12 protein-coding genes are annotated in these 12,594 nt (G+C 59.1%); 5 read left to right on the top strand and 7 right to left on the bottom strand.

The features are described 5' to 3' along the window. Window positions 1-4 precede the first annotated feature (4 nt). A complete protein-coding gene (locus tag DYL59_RS14635) occupies window positions 5-1,147 on the bottom strand; it encodes a PP2C family protein-serine/threonine phosphatase (RefSeq protein WP_135289840.1) in 1,143 nt (380 codons plus the stop codon). A gap of 662 nt (window positions 1,148-1,809) precedes the next feature. Here DYL59_RS14635 and DYL59_RS14630 point away from each other — a divergent pair. After that, the gene (locus tag DYL59_RS14630) at window positions 1,810-2,109 is read left to right on the top strand and encodes a DUF3077 domain-containing protein (protein WP_135289839.1); all 300 of its coding nucleotides are present in this window, start codon (window positions 1,810-1,812) and stop codon (window positions 2,107-2,109) included. A gap of 150 nt (window positions 2,110-2,259) precedes the next feature. On the opposite strand, the gene DYL59_RS14625 is transcribed toward DYL59_RS14630, so the two are convergent. Next, window positions 2,260-2,631 (bottom strand): PH domain-containing protein, encoded by a 372-nt coding sequence (locus DYL59_RS14625; protein ID WP_135289838.1) that lies wholly within the window; start codon window positions 2,629-2,631, stop codon window positions 2,260-2,262. Window positions 2,632-2,758: 127 nt separating this feature from the next. Between DYL59_RS14625 and DYL59_RS14620 the strand changes: the two genes are divergently transcribed. Next, window positions 2,759-3,394: a LysE family translocator gene (locus DYL59_RS14620; RefSeq protein ID WP_135289837.1), complete on the top strand. Its 636-nt coding sequence runs from the start codon at window positions 2,759-2,761 to the stop codon at window positions 3,392-3,394. 6 nt (window positions 3,395-3,400) lie between these two features. Here DYL59_RS14620 and DYL59_RS14615 read toward each other — a convergent pair whose 3' ends face one another. Next, a complete protein-coding gene (locus DYL59_RS14615; RefSeq protein WP_135289836.1) occupies window positions 3,401-4,081 on the bottom strand; it encodes an NBR1-Ig-like domain-containing protein in 681 nt (226 codons plus the stop codon). 151 nt (window positions 4,082-4,232) lie between these two features. Here DYL59_RS14615 and DYL59_RS14610 point away from each other — a divergent pair, with 151 nt between their 5' ends. Beyond that, window positions 4,233-4,868 (top strand): LysE/ArgO family amino acid transporter, encoded by a 636-nt coding sequence (locus tag DYL59_RS14610; RefSeq protein ID WP_135289835.1) that lies wholly within the window; start codon window positions 4,233-4,235, stop codon window positions 4,866-4,868. Here DYL59_RS14610 and DYL59_RS14605 read toward each other — a convergent pair. The 3 genes from DYL59_RS14605 to DYL59_RS14595 all read right to left on the bottom strand — a co-directional run bounded on the left by DYL59_RS14605 (window position 4,830) and on the right by DYL59_RS14595 (window position 6,808). After that, complete coding sequence (locus DYL59_RS14605; protein ID WP_135289834.1) at window positions 4,830-5,159, bottom strand: hypothetical protein; 330 nt, start codon at window positions 5,157-5,159, stop codon at window positions 4,830-4,832. The two genes, DYL59_RS14610 and DYL59_RS14605, sit on opposite strands and share 39 nt — an antisense overlap. 72 nt (window positions 5,160-5,231) lie before the next feature. Next, complete coding sequence (locus DYL59_RS14600; RefSeq protein WP_135289833.1) at window positions 5,232-5,996, bottom strand: OmpA/MotB family protein; 765 nt, start codon at window positions 5,994-5,996, stop codon at window positions 5,232-5,234. Continuing rightward, entirely contained in the window at window positions 5,993-6,808 is an 816-nt protein-coding gene (locus DYL59_RS14595) for a motility protein A (protein WP_135289832.1), read from the bottom strand. The genes DYL59_RS14600 and DYL59_RS14595 overlap by 4 nt, the downstream gene beginning before the upstream one ends. A 241-nt stretch (window positions 6,809-7,049) precedes the next feature. Between DYL59_RS14595 and DYL59_RS14590 the strand changes: the two genes are divergently transcribed. Together DYL59_RS14590 and DYL59_RS14585 are read left to right on the top strand one after the other, a co-directional pair. Further along, entirely contained in the window at window positions 7,050-8,102 is a 1,053-nt protein-coding gene (locus DYL59_RS14590; RefSeq protein WP_135289831.1) for a flagellin N-terminal helical domain-containing protein, read from the top strand. A 279-nt stretch (window positions 8,103-8,381) separates the two neighbouring features. Further along, window positions 8,382-11,687: an O-linked N-acetylglucosamine transferase, SPINDLY family protein gene (locus DYL59_RS14585; protein ID WP_135289830.1), complete on the top strand. Its 3,306-nt coding sequence runs from the start codon at window positions 8,382-8,384 to the stop codon at window positions 11,685-11,687. A 140-nt stretch (window positions 11,688-11,827) separates the two neighbouring features. Here the strand turns inward: DYL59_RS14585 and DYL59_RS14580 are convergent, their stop codons facing one another. After that, the gene (locus DYL59_RS14580; RefSeq protein WP_122512439.1) at window positions 11,828-12,520 is read right to left on the bottom strand and encodes an RNA polymerase sigma factor FliA; all 693 of its coding nucleotides are present in this window, start codon (window positions 12,518-12,520) and stop codon (window positions 11,828-11,830) included. Window positions 12,521-12,594: the final 74 nt, after the last annotated feature.

The following is a 12,594-nucleotide window of genomic DNA, read 5'->3' as shown; positions in this document are numbered from 1 at the left end:
GTGGTTAGTCTTCAGGTTGCGTGGAATCTACCGATATTTCAGCTTTAGGCCGCTCGGCTCGAGAACGGCTACTTTGCATCGATTCAAGCTTAAATTGTTCAGGTTTTATTTGTTCTTTTGTTGTGGAGGCTTCTTTCTTATTTCTGGGTGACGACCTTTTTGGCTTTGTTTTTTGCTGTGCGTCGTTGGCGACTTTGTTTTTTTCCATGCTTGATGATGTGAAAATAGTTTGCTCGCATATTATCAGTTTGGTCTCACCAAACCATGCAGTGATTTTTACGTCCCCCGTCGCGGAGTGTGCATCTTTTTGGCAGGTGTCCATTATTAGTTGACAGTCTTCTATTATTAGTATTGATGTGTTGTCAACGCCACCTACCCAATTGGAAAAAGCGATTACCCTTTTTGCAGAGTCAAGTCCTGATTTGGAGTTTGCAATTATTGAGTCGAAACCGATTGAATCAACTTTCCATGCGCCGTCCGACGCGAGCAGAAGCCCCGGTACTTTTGGGTTGTTGTTTTGGGCTCGAACTTTTAAGTCTTTCGATGAGCGACTGCTTTCGCCTAAAGCTTGCGATAGGCTGCCGAGTAACCCCTTCGCGTTAAGCGCAGATGCATCACCTATTGAAAGCCGTTTTAGTTCGTTTTCAAGAGTGTCGTCTGTACTAAGCTGCTTGAAGTCTGTTGGTCCATTGCCATGCGAATAAATTCTACTATCGCCTATGTTCGCAGAAACAAACTCGCGATTTGACGACGCTAAAATAACACTAGCAGTGGTAGTGCCTTTGCCCTTAAGTTCTGCTCTTACCGCGTCATCCATTTTTCTTAGTAAGTGGGGGGTTAGATCGTATGTGGATATTGCAACCTTGGTGCGAGCTAACTCTGAGAAAAAAGTAGCTATAGCAATGCTAGCCGCTATGTCGCCGAATTCAGATCCGCCAACGCCGTCGCAAACAATCCCTGCGAAATAAGTTTGACCATTCGCGGCTCTTATTTTTGCAGAAGCAACTCTGTCTTCATTTCGTTTTCGTACAAGGCCTAAGTGCGAGCCCATTGTTAGTTTTAAGTCGTCAATGTGTTGCATTTTCGGCTGATTCCAATCCACCGAAAACAATTCATCTAGAAGTAGGCTGCTTAAGCGCTCTGACATTTTTTGCCTATACCTATATTCGAAAAAATCTGTATCGATGTTAAATTCATGTTACCGGCTTTCTGGGATTAATTTGGTATACGCATCTCGTGAGCCATAGGCTTTCGCGATATTTATGTTGCGCTGTCCACTACTAAATGTAGGTTTTGCGAACTTTAGAAATTTTGGAGGATACATAATGGCTCGTCCTAAGCTTGTATCAATTCTAGAGGCTAAGGGCAAAGCAATGGCGATGTAAAGCTCAAAACACGACAGGTAAGTAATTTTCCTGAGAGTCAGCATGGGTTAGGCGGGAAAAGTCTTGCTACAAATGGCTGCTTTCTGCTTTGAACCTTTCCCGCTACCTTTTTCCCGTCACCTCAATGGGGGACCGGACTTGAGAATCCGAGAAACAATAGGCGCATAGGCGCCACCATCCATTAGACTGTTGGCGCTTTTTTGTGCCCGCATTGTCTGTGTCATGGCGGCTATGCGTGGGAGACCTTCGGGTCTGCCGGGTTCCTATTGTCCCGGTTTCTCAGCCCGCGCATAGCTGCCACCCATTCGCATGAGAAACGAACGTGGCAGCTCACTACATTAGGAGCTAAAGCAATGAGCGTTTCTGATAGGTCGTCCCTTCGTAACCCTGGCATCAACACCCCCGCTCAGCCCGGAGGTGCCCAATGATCAACCCACCCCCAAACAAAACCCTCGGCGTCATCACCTTCTCCACCTGCGGCACTCAGCCTGCGCTGCACCACCTTTTCCGCGTCAACTCCGGCGTGCCCATCCGCGATGCGCTGGAGCATGCCTCTGAGCTTCTCCACTGTTCAAAACTGCTGGCAATGGATGCTGCGATGGACAAGAGCGCCGACCGCTATGCCTGGGCTGCGCATTATTTGGGGGAGATGGCCAAGGCGGTGGTGGATGATTTGGCGAAGGGGATGTTGCCGAATGGGGTTGCTGAAGAGGGTGGGGTGTAAGGCTGAAGGTTGATGGTGTGGGGGAGGCCGTCATCGGGGGCAAGTCGAATCGTCGCACCGCCCCTCCCACATTTTGAGCCAGTGCATCAGTTGAATCGTGTAAGCAGTAAAAAAGACCTTGGTACGCCAAGGTCTTTTTTTGCCCGCCGATCAGCCCAGCAGGTGCTTGGAAATCAACCGCGAAATCTCAACAATCGACGTCTTCCCCGTAAATTCAAACTTCACCTTCCCCAACGACGAAAAGTAAATCTCCAGCTCTGAATCCAGGTCAAACGTCCCGGACGTCTCCACCGAATACGCCACGATGTTTTTGTACGGCAACGACGTGAAGTCCTTCTTGCTGCCGGTAATCCCCTGCACGTTCACCGCGATGATGCGCTTGTTGGTAAACACCACCCCGTCGCGCATGGATTTATACGCGTCGATCACGGTTTCGCCGTCCAGCAGCAGGGCGGTGACGCGTTCGGCGTATTCGTTGTTTTGCTTGAGTTTGAAGAAGCCTTTGTTGTTGAAGTCGATCATGTGCCTGCCTCGTGGGTGTATGCCGTTTTGCTCGCGGATCTGTATCTAACGCGGGCATTTTGAACGCCCTACCATGACGGCCCACCTTACAACCTTGGCCAGATGTTTCAACCAACGGAGCCGAACCATGCCTGAACTGTCCAGCTGGCTTGCCTATGCGCTGATTTCCCTCGGCATGGTGCTCACCCCCGGCCCGAATATGATTTACCTGATTTCCCGCTCGATCTGCCAAGGGCGCACCGCCGGTTTGATTTCCCTGGGCGGCGTGGCGTTGGGGTTTTTGGTTTATATGCTGTGCGCGGCTTTGGGGATCACCGCGTTGGTGATGGCGGTGCCGTTTGCCTATGACGCGCTGCGGTTTGGCGGTGCGTTGTACTTGGCGTATATGGCCTGGCAGGCGATCCGGCCGGGTGGGCGTTCGCCGTTCCAGGTACGGGACTTGCCTAAGGACAGCCCGCGCAAGCTGTTCACCATGGGCCTTGTGACCAACCTGCTGAATCCCAAGGTGGCGGTGATGTATTTGTCGTTGCTGCCCCAGTTCATCGACCCCAACGGCCACGGCAGTGTGCTGACGCAATCGTTGGTGCTGGGCTTTACCCAGATTTTCATCAGCGTGAGCGTGAACGCGGCGATTGCCACCATGGCGGGTTCCATCGCGGTGTTCTTCGTCACCCGGCCCGGTTGGCAGGTGGTGCAGCGTTGGCTGATGGGCTCGGTGTTGATGGGGTTGGCGGTGCGGATGGCGGTGGAGGGGCGGCGCTGAGGCTACTCAGCGTGCCATGACGTTGACGATCACATGCAGGATAAACGCCGGCCCATAGCAGGGCTGGCCGTGTTCATCTTCGATCCGCCAAATGGACATCACGGTGCAGGTTTCCTTGGGCGCGGCGAAGGTCACCGTGAGGTGCACCGGCTGGCCGGGCAGGGTTTGCGCGATGGGGATTTCGTGGGTGAGGCTGCGCAGGTGGCTGTCCATCACCACTTCCAGCGGGGCGCCTGCGTCGTTGCGGCGGGCGATGACGTATTCACCGTCGACCCGCACCAACCGGCGACCACGCCAAGGGTGTGTGCCGAGGTTTTGGATCTCCCAGGTCTTTTCAAAAGTTTCGCCGGGTAGCACCACGGTTTGGTCGGGGGTGGTGACGTCAGCATTGAAGACGGCTATGTCGCTGCGGTTCTGCAGGCCGATGGCGCGGTTGGTGGTTGCCGTTGAGTAAGCATCAATAGGCGCGCCCGCCAGGTCGGCGAAGTAGCGAAATAGCAGCAGCGGGGAAACCTGAAGTGCCTTGGCCAGTTTGATCAAGGTGCGCACCGAAGGGTCCTGAGAGACGCCGCCTGCCAGGCCGTAGAGGTAGGTTCGGGATATGCCGGATTCCTTGGCCAACTCGGTCATGGATTTACCCAGTTCGCGGCTGCGTCGGGCGATCAGCGCCCTGAGACTGATGTTCATGGACCACCTTGTTCGTCAAAAAGGACACCCCGCACGCCGCCACGGTTAGCGGGTGATGCACACTGCAAACCGCCGCCAGTGTCGTCGTTTGCCGCAGGCTTGCGAATCCGGCGTGTGTTGCATTCCTTTACATCTGCCTTGAAGAGTCGCCATGACGCCTTATTTCACCGAAGGTCTGGTGCTGGGCCTCGGCCTATTCGCCGCCCCCGGCCCCAAAGACACCTTGGTCATCCGCCAAGGTGTCAGCCGCGGTCCCATCTGGCGTGTGGTCGCCGTCTGTGTGTTCGCCGATATCCTGTTGATCGCCCTGGGCGTCAGCGGTTTAGGCTCGCTGCTGGAAAGCCGCCCAACCTTGGTTGCGCTCTTGCTGATCTTTGGTGCGGCGTACTTGCTCTGGTTTGGCGCCCAACGTCTCTTGGCCTGCCTGCGGGACCAGTCGATGCCGGACACTCAAGGCGTCGACTCGCCACGCGGGCTATTGCGTACGGCGGTGGTGCTGGGGTTCGCCAACCCCTACGCCTGGCTCGACACTGTGGTGTTGATCGGTTCTATCGGCGCCGCCAAGCCGTTAAACCAACAGGCCTTCTTTGCGACAGGCGCCATGACCGCCTCGCTGCTGTGGTTCGTATTCTTGACCTTGGGGTGTCAGCGATTAACTCGGCTATTTCGTGCGCCAGTGGTGTGGCGTTGGCTGGACGCAGGCGTGGCGATGTTGATGGTGTACCTGGCCGCGATGCTGATCACCGACTCACTGGATGTCTTTCAAATAATCCTTAAGGCGGGTTAACGGCGCAGGCAACTCAGGCAACTGATTAACCTTCTGCACCTCAACGGCTAACCTTTGCAGTTCCCGCCCCAACACGGTATCCGCCCCACCCACGGCTAGCAGCGCCTGCTGCACACACTCATCCACCTTGACCAAAACCCCAGCCAAATCCCCCTGGCGCACCAACAACCCAAACGCCTCGCGGTCATACCCCACCATCACCGGGTCGTCGCGCAACACCGGACTGCCGCCGTCCACCTCGTGCACCAGCTTCAGTGCAAAAAGCGCCACAGCTTCCAGCGTCAATTCCATGGTTTCGGTTCCTCAACAGTCAGGGGGAGGGCGATGATCACTGTTCTGGCGCGCTAAACACAACCCCGCTCATCAGCGCTCCAATATCAACTCCACGCGCCGATTGCGCGCGCGGCCTTCAACCGTCCCGTTGTCCGCCAGCGGCCGGGTGTCCGCATAACCAATCGCCGCCAGGCGCTCGGGCTGGATGCCATTGGCTTGCAGATAACGCACCACGCTGCCAGCGCGGGCGCCGGAGAGTTCCCAGTTGGAGGGGAAGCGCGCACTGCGAATGTCTTGGGTGTCGGTATGCCCGGCGACGATCAGTTTGTGCGGCACGCTGCCCAATACCGGCACCAGTTTGCGCAGCACCGCCAGGCCGCCGAGGTTGAGGTTGGACTGGCCAGAGGGGAACAGAATCTCGCTACTGATGCGAAAGCTCACGCTGCTGTCGTTGGTGACCACTTCGATGTCATTGCCCAACTGATCCAGGGGCAGTTCGTTGAGCAGGTCTTGTGTGGTGGGTTTTGGTGGTTCGGGTTCAACGACCGCGATAGGTTCAGGCTCCGGGGTAGCGACGGGCTCAGGCGCAGGCGGTTGTGGCACCAACAGCAAGGCGCCAGGCGCTTCCACCGAGGTCAGGCTTTTGGCGGTAAACACCGGCGGCACACTGAACTCGCTACTGTGCTGGGTGCGTGCGTGGCCTTTGCCCGCCAACGCCAGCATGGCCATGGTCACCACCAGCAACAACGTCATCATGTCCAGGTAGGTCATCATCCAGGCCTCACCCGACGCGTCCTCTACCGGCGGGATGCCGCTGGCAATCGCAGCCGCCTGGATCCGCGAAACAGGCCTCACGTTCGGGCTTTCCAACTCAGGCGCAGTGGCGCATGCACCGGCCCGTCCCGCAGCTCGTTCTGGTAATGGGCGACAAAGGATTTAAGCGTCTCGCGCATCAACCCAGGGCTGCGTTTGTTGGCCATCATCGCCACGCCTTGCAGCACCATGTTCATCACCACCACCCGCTGTTCGGTGCGGCGCTCCAGTTTCACCGCCACCGGTTTGCACAAAAGGTTGGCCAGCAGCACGCCGTACAGCGTGGTCATCAGGCCCACCGCCATTTGCCGGCCGATGGTCACCATGTCGCCGTCGCCCAGCACGAACATCAGGTTCACCAACCCCACCAGGGTGCCAAGCATGCCGAACGCCGGGGCGTAGCTGGCCATTACGCGAAACAGCTGGGCCTCGGCATGTTCCTTGGCTCGCAGCCGTGCGATGCGCCATTGCAGCAAATCGAGGATGTCGTCCAGCGGCGTCTTGTCGATCACCAATTGCACACCGGAGCGCAGGAACGGGTTTTTCACGCGGTCGAGCACTTCTTCCACGGCTCGCAAGTCGCCATCGATCCACAGGCGCGAGATGCTCACCAGCTCGTCGATGTCTTCCTGGGTGTATTCGCGCTCGTGGCGCACCACGGTCTTGATCAGGCTGAAAATGCGCAGCACTTCGCGCAGCGGGTAGCTGATGAAGGTCGCGGCAAAGGTACCCACCACCACAATGCCCAACGCGGGCAGGTCGACGAACAAGCCCGGTTGTTGCGCGCTGAACACCAGCAACACGGCCAGCAGTAGCAGGCTGGCAAGCATGCCGATCAGGGTTGAGGGGTTCATGCAGCACTCCGGTTATGGGCCAAGGCAGGCTTTATAGCGCGGCGAGTGCGGATTCAAATCGGCTAATACAGGCACTTTTCTAGGTGAAATCCGGTGGCTGCAGAAATTTTTTCAGGGGCTGCCTAAAGACGGCAGATCCAATCGCCGATGTTCGCTTTGTCTGTACGGCAACGGCGCCGGATGCACCGGCGACGGGCCTCTAACCTGTCCCAAGCGGCTCACCCACGAAAGGAACTGCACCATGTCAGTTATCAATACCAACATCACGTCCATGATTGCCCAGCAAAACCTGAACTCCTCGGAGAGCAGCCTGAGCACCTCGATCGAGCGCCTGTCCTCGGGCCTGAAAATCAACAGCGCTTCCGACGACGCCGCAGGCCAGGCCATTGCCAACCGCATGACCTCCCAGATCACCGGCCTGGAACAAGCCAGCAGCAACGCCAGCGACGGCATCTCCCTGGCGCAGACCACCGAAGGCGCGCTGGACCAGGTGAACGACAACTTGCAGCGCATCCGTGAGCTGTCGGTACAAGCGGCCAACGGCACCAACTCCCAGTCCGACTTGCAGTCGATCCAGGACGAGATCACCCAGCGTCTGGACGAGATCGACCGTATCTCCTCGCAAACCGCGTTCAACGGCGTGGACGTGCTGTCCAAAGACCAGACCATCACCATCCAGGTCGGCGCCAACGATGGCGAAACCATCGACATCAAACTCAGCGAAATCAACGCCGATACCCTGGGCCTGAGCAGCTTCAACGTGAACGGCTACGACACCACCCTGACCGCCACCACCCTGTCGGATTCCTCGGGCACCGCCATCACCTCCACCAACACCAGCTACGTCGACAAATCCGGCACCACCATCAGCGGCGGCACCCTGTCCTCCGACGCCAAAGGCAACTACTTCCTGACCGTGGGCGGCAAGACCTACGCGGCGGAAGTGACCACCACCACCGATGGCACCACCACCACGGCCAGCATCAGCATCGACACCGACAACGCGGTGACCAAGAAATCCACCAGCACCCTGACCACCCTGGACAACGCCCTGAACACCGTGGACTCCATGCGTTCGGACCTGGGTGCGGTGCAAAACCGTTTCGACTCGGCGATCACCAACATCTCCACCACCACCACTAACCTGACGTCTGCCCGTTCCGGTATCCAGGACGTGGACTACGCCACCGAAGTATCGGCCATGACGAGCGCCCAGATCCTGCAACAAGCAGGTACCTCGGTACTGGCCCAAGCCAACTCCATGCCGCAACAAATGCTGTCGCTGCTGCAATAACACCCGGCACGTAGCACGAAGGGGCCAGCGTACGCTGAGCCCCTTTTTTTGTGCATGCAAACGCCGGTAATCACCCTGCTGGGGCGGGCTTATCCGGGCTTTGACGACGGGGTTGGCGCGCTAGCATTGGGTCATCCCACAAGGCCACTGTAGGAGCGAGCTTGCTCGCGAAAAACCTCAACGATTACGCGTGCATCCTGGATAAGCGCGGTGCCTGTGCGTTTTTCGCGAGCAAGCTCGCTCCTACACCAAGGCACTCACCCACAAGGCTGCCCTTTGATGCCCAAGCCCCTACGTCCTAGTTCCCATCGAAATACGCCAACCCTCGCCCAACTGCGACGCCTCAGCGAACAGCGCCCCAACGACCCGCAAGTGTGGAAAGACCTGGGCAACCTGCAATTGCACGCTGAACCCGAGCGAGCGCTGTGCAGTTTCGAGCAGGCGTTGCGCCTGTTGCCCGATGAGCCTGAGGCGTTGGAGTTGGTGGCCAAGGCTGCGCAAAAACTCGGCCAGGCGGACCGTGCCCTGGAGCTGGTGCTCAAGGCGCTGCGTATCAATGAAGATTTCGTCGCCGGCCAGCACCGCTTGGCCACGCTCTATTTCGAGAAGGGCCAGTTCGCCAAAGCTTTGCCGCACATTGAACGAGCGCTGGAGATGGCACCCAATAACGGCCGCATGCTGTCGCGCAAGGGCTTGATCCTCAACCGCCTGGAGCGTCACAGCGAAGCCATCGCGGTGTTCGATCTACTCATTGAGCGCGAACCCGGCGACTACAGCCATTGGAACAACGCGGCCAACCTCTATAAAGACATCGGCCAACTGGCCACGGCCGACACCTACTACCAAAAGGCCGTGGCCCTGGCCAAGCGCAAGGACGTGCTGCCGTATTCCAACCGCCTGACCTCGCTGCACTACGACCCCGAGCGCAGTCGCGACTATATCTTCGGCGTCTGCAAGGAGTGGCAGTCGCGTTTCGGCCCCAAATCCGTACCGCCTCGTCCCGACATCAAGGACCGCACCCCAAACCGCCGCCTGCGCATCGGCCTGGTGTCCGATGGGCTGCGCCAGCACCCGGTGGGCAATATGATCGTCGGCGTGTTGGAAAAACTGCCGCGTCATCAATTCGAGTTGTTCGCCTACAGCACCAGCCAAGTGTGCGACCACCTGACCCGACGCATCCAGGCCGTGACGCACCAGTGGCTGGGCATCAAGCACATGGATGACCCCGCGCTGGCCCAGCGCGTGCGCGATGACCGCATCGATATCCTCATCGACCTGTGCGGCCACAACGCTGGCAACCGCATGGGCGCCATGGCCCTGCAACCTGCGCCGTTGTTGGTCAAATGGGTCGGCGGGTTGATCAATACCACGGGCCTGGATGCTATCGACTACCTGCTCACCGACCGCATCGAATCCCCGGAAGGTGAAGACCCGTACTACACCGAAAAACTTATCCGCCTGCCCGACGACTACATCTGCTACGACCCACCGCCCTACACCCCAGACATCCGCCCGCTGCCGGCGTTGGCCAACGGGTACGTTACCTACGGCTGCTTCAACAACCCGACCAAGGTCAACGATGTGCTGCTGGCGCGCTGGGCCGAGTTGATGCGGGCCACGCCCACCTCGCGTCTGCTGCTCAAGGGCGGCGCGTTCGGCAACAGCGAGTTGCGCGCCCATGTGCACAGCGTGATGGCTGCCCACGGTGTTGCCGAGGAGCGCGTGTTGATTGAGGGGCCGGTGGGCCACAAGAGCCTGCTGGAAACCTACAACCGCATCGATATCGCCCTGGACCCTTGGCCGTATTCCGGTGGCCTTACCACTTGCGAAGCGCTGCTGATGGGCGTGCCGGTGGTGACCTTCCCCGGCCCGACCTTTGCTGGGCGCCACTCGGCCACGCACCTGGTCAACGCCGGGTTGCCGGAGTTGGTGGTCAACAGCTGGGAGCACTATCAGCAGCGCGTGATCGAATTGGCCAGTGACCTGGAGAGTCTCAAGCGTATTCGCGGCCATCTGCGCGACGTGCTGATGAACTCGCCGGTGTGCGACAGCCAACGCTTTGCCAACCACTTCGCCAGCGCCATGCGGGCGATCTGGCAGCGTTATTGCGAAGGCAAGTCGGCGGCGCCGTTGAGCCTGGATGCCCAAGGGCAGGCGCGTTTCGACGGCGAGGCCCGCCCGGTTGACCTGCAACACCCCGAGGCGCCAGCCCAAGCCCCCGACTTCAGCTTCAAGTTCCAGGGCAAAGTGGTGACCCTGGACCACGGCGGCACGCTGATCGCCTCCGCGCAGTTCGTGGCCCTGCAAAAAACCGCCGCGTTCTCAACCGTCGCCTTCGACCCCGCCAGCCGTATCGATAACGCCCGGCAATTGGCCCAGCTTGGCGAGCTGCATTACTACCCCCATGCGGCGCTGGGCAGTGGTCAACCGGCCACGCTTTACGCCTGCCTCGACCCTGCGATGAGCGCCACCTTGGCGCCGCTGTCGGCGTCTGGCGTACTCACGAAGTTGCCGTTGCCCACCCTCAAGCTCGATGCCATCAACGGCCTGCCGCCGGTGGATTGGCTGTTGTTGGACAACCTCAACGACAGCCTGGCGGTGGTCGAACACGGCCAGCGCGCCCTGGCCGATACGCTGCTGGTGCAGGCGCGGGTCAACTTCACACCGACCCACGACCACCAGGCCGATGTGGGCTTGATCAGCCGCTGCCTGGCGCGGCGGGGGTTCAGTTTCTACCGCTTGAATAACCTGCAGAACCAGGCCAACGCCTCGCACTTGGTGTGCGCCGATGCGCTGTTTTTGCCGGACGCCTCGCGCATGGCCACGCTGTCGGATAACCAGCGCCTGAAACTCGCGTTCCTGTTGCACACCGCCTACGGCGCCCATGATGTGGCGAGCGAATTGTTGAGTGCCATTGACCCGGAGCTGGCCGCGCAATACGTCAAATACCGGGACAACCCGCAACCGGCAGAGCTGCCCCGCGCACCGATGCAAGAGCCCCAGGTCACGTTCCCGGCCGAAGTCGCCGCCTACGTGAAAGGCCTCTATACCCAGGCCTCGGTGATCCTCGAATACGGCAGCGGCGGTTCCACGTTGCTGGCGGCGAACATGCCAGGCAAAACCGTGATTTCGGTAGAGAACGACGCCCGCTGGGCCGAGGATATGCAAGGCTGGATCGCCAACGCCACGCTGCCCTCAAAGCCGCGCATCTACCCCATCGACGTAGGCGAAACCGGCAAATGGGCGCGACCTAAAAATGCCCGGCAGTGGAAGCGCTTTCACACTTATCCGCTCAAGGTCTGGGATGAGCCGTACTTCGAACAGCCGGATGTGATTCTGATCGATGGGCGTTTTCGCATTGCGTGCTTTGTGACGGCGTACCTGCGGGCGACCAAGCCGATGATCGTGCTGTTTGACGACTATGTGGACCGGCCGCATTACCATGTGGTGGAGCGGCTGGTGACGCCCACGGAGTTTGTGGGGCGGATGGCGCGGTTTGATGTGCGGCCGCTTGATCATTTGCCGCGAGAAGAGCTCACCTGGCTGGTGGCGAGTTTCAATGAGGTGGCCTACGCCGACGCCTGATTGAAATGCAGGTAAAAATGTGGGAGGGGGCTTGCTCCCGATAGCGGTGTATCAGTCACACATGTATTGGCTGATCCACTGCTATCGGGAGCAAGCCCCCTCCCACATTTGATCTTCATTGATAGTTGGAAGGGGGTGGGTCAGTCCCTCATGCTCACCTGCAACCTGGCAATCGCCTGAGCATGCAACTGACACACCCGCGACTCACTCACTTCCAGCACCACGCCAATCTCCCGCAGGTTGAGCTTTTCGTGATGACACAACGCAAGCAGCAACCGCTCCCGTGCGGGCAGGGCGTCGATGGCGCGGGTGAGGTTGGCGCGGTTACGGTCGTTGAGCAGTTCGGCGAACGGGGTTTGCAGGCGTGAGCTGGAACCTTCGCTATGTTCTTCGTCGATGTCGTCGAAGGGCAGCATCTGGCTGCCGTTGGTGTCGTCCAGCACCTTTTGGTATTCGGTGAGTGTGAGGCCCATGGCCGAGGCGACTTCGCGTTCCTTGGCCGGGCGGCCCAGGCTTTGCTCCACGCGGTGCATGGCATCTTCCACCGCCCGCGCATTGCGTCGCACACTGCGCGGCACCCAGTCGCGGGTGCGCAGCTCATCGATCATCGCGCCGCGAATACGTTGCGAGGCAAAGGTGGCGAAGGTGGCGCCGACGCTCAAGTCATAGCGGGTCATGGCATCGAGCAGGCCGATGCTGCCGGCCTGGATCAAGTCGTCCAACTCGATATTGGCGGGCAGCCGGGTCTTCAACCCCAGTGCCTGGCGCCGGACCATGGGGAGGTACTGCTGCAGCACTTCTTGCTGGTTAATCTTGCCCTGTGCCGTATACATGGTGCGCGCCTGCGAAAGACAGAAAATCCACGGGATTATTACTGTTGGGGTGGGGGGCTTAAGCGCGGAACAGC

It is taken from the genome of Pseudomonas kairouanensis (assembly GCF_004682055.1).
Taxonomy (GTDB): Bacteria; Pseudomonadota; Gammaproteobacteria; order Pseudomonadales; family Pseudomonadaceae; genus Aquipseudomonas; species Aquipseudomonas kairouanensis.
This window is presented reverse-complemented; position numbering and strand designations above follow the sequence as displayed.

What these genes read in the sequence shown, in the direction of transcription:
- DYL59_RS14610 (WP_135289835.1), top strand. Translation starts at nt 4,233, where the DNA reads ATGACGCCTTATTTCACCGAAGGTCTGGTGCTGGGCCTCGGCCTATTC.
- DYL59_RS14630 (WP_135289839.1), top strand. Translation starts at nt 1,810, where the DNA reads ATGATCAACCCACCCCCAAACAAAACCCTCGGCGTCATCACCTTCTCC.
- DYL59_RS14605 (WP_135289834.1), bottom strand. Translation starts at nt 5,159, where the DNA reads ATGGAATTGACGCTGGAAGCTGTGGCGCTTTTTGCACTGAAGCTGGTG.
- DYL59_RS14590 (WP_135289831.1), top strand. Translation starts at nt 7,050, where the DNA reads ATGTCAGTTATCAATACCAACATCACGTCCATGATTGCCCAGCAAAAC.
- DYL59_RS14580 (WP_122512439.1), bottom strand. Translation starts at nt 12,520, where the DNA reads ATGTATACGGCACAGGGCAAGATTAACCAGCAAGAAGTGCTGCAGCAG.
- DYL59_RS14635 (WP_135289840.1), bottom strand. Translation starts at nt 1,147, where the DNA reads ATGTCAGAGCGCTTAAGCAGCCTACTTCTAGATGAATTGTTTTCGGTG.
- DYL59_RS14620 (WP_135289837.1), top strand. Translation starts at nt 2,759, where the DNA reads ATGCCTGAACTGTCCAGCTGGCTTGCCTATGCGCTGATTTCCCTCGGC.
- DYL59_RS14625 (WP_135289838.1), bottom strand. Translation starts at nt 2,631, where the DNA reads ATGATCGACTTCAACAACAAAGGCTTCTTCAAACTCAAGCAAAACAAC.
- DYL59_RS14585 (WP_135289830.1), top strand. Translation starts at nt 8,382, where the DNA reads ATGCCCAAGCCCCTACGTCCTAGTTCCCATCGAAATACGCCAACCCTC.
- DYL59_RS14595 (WP_135289832.1), bottom strand. Translation starts at nt 6,808, where the DNA reads ATGAACCCCTCAACCCTGATCGGCATGCTTGCCAGCCTGCTACTGCTG.
- DYL59_RS14615 (WP_135289836.1), bottom strand. Translation starts at nt 4,081, where the DNA reads ATGAACATCAGTCTCAGGGCGCTGATCGCCCGACGCAGCCGCGAACTG.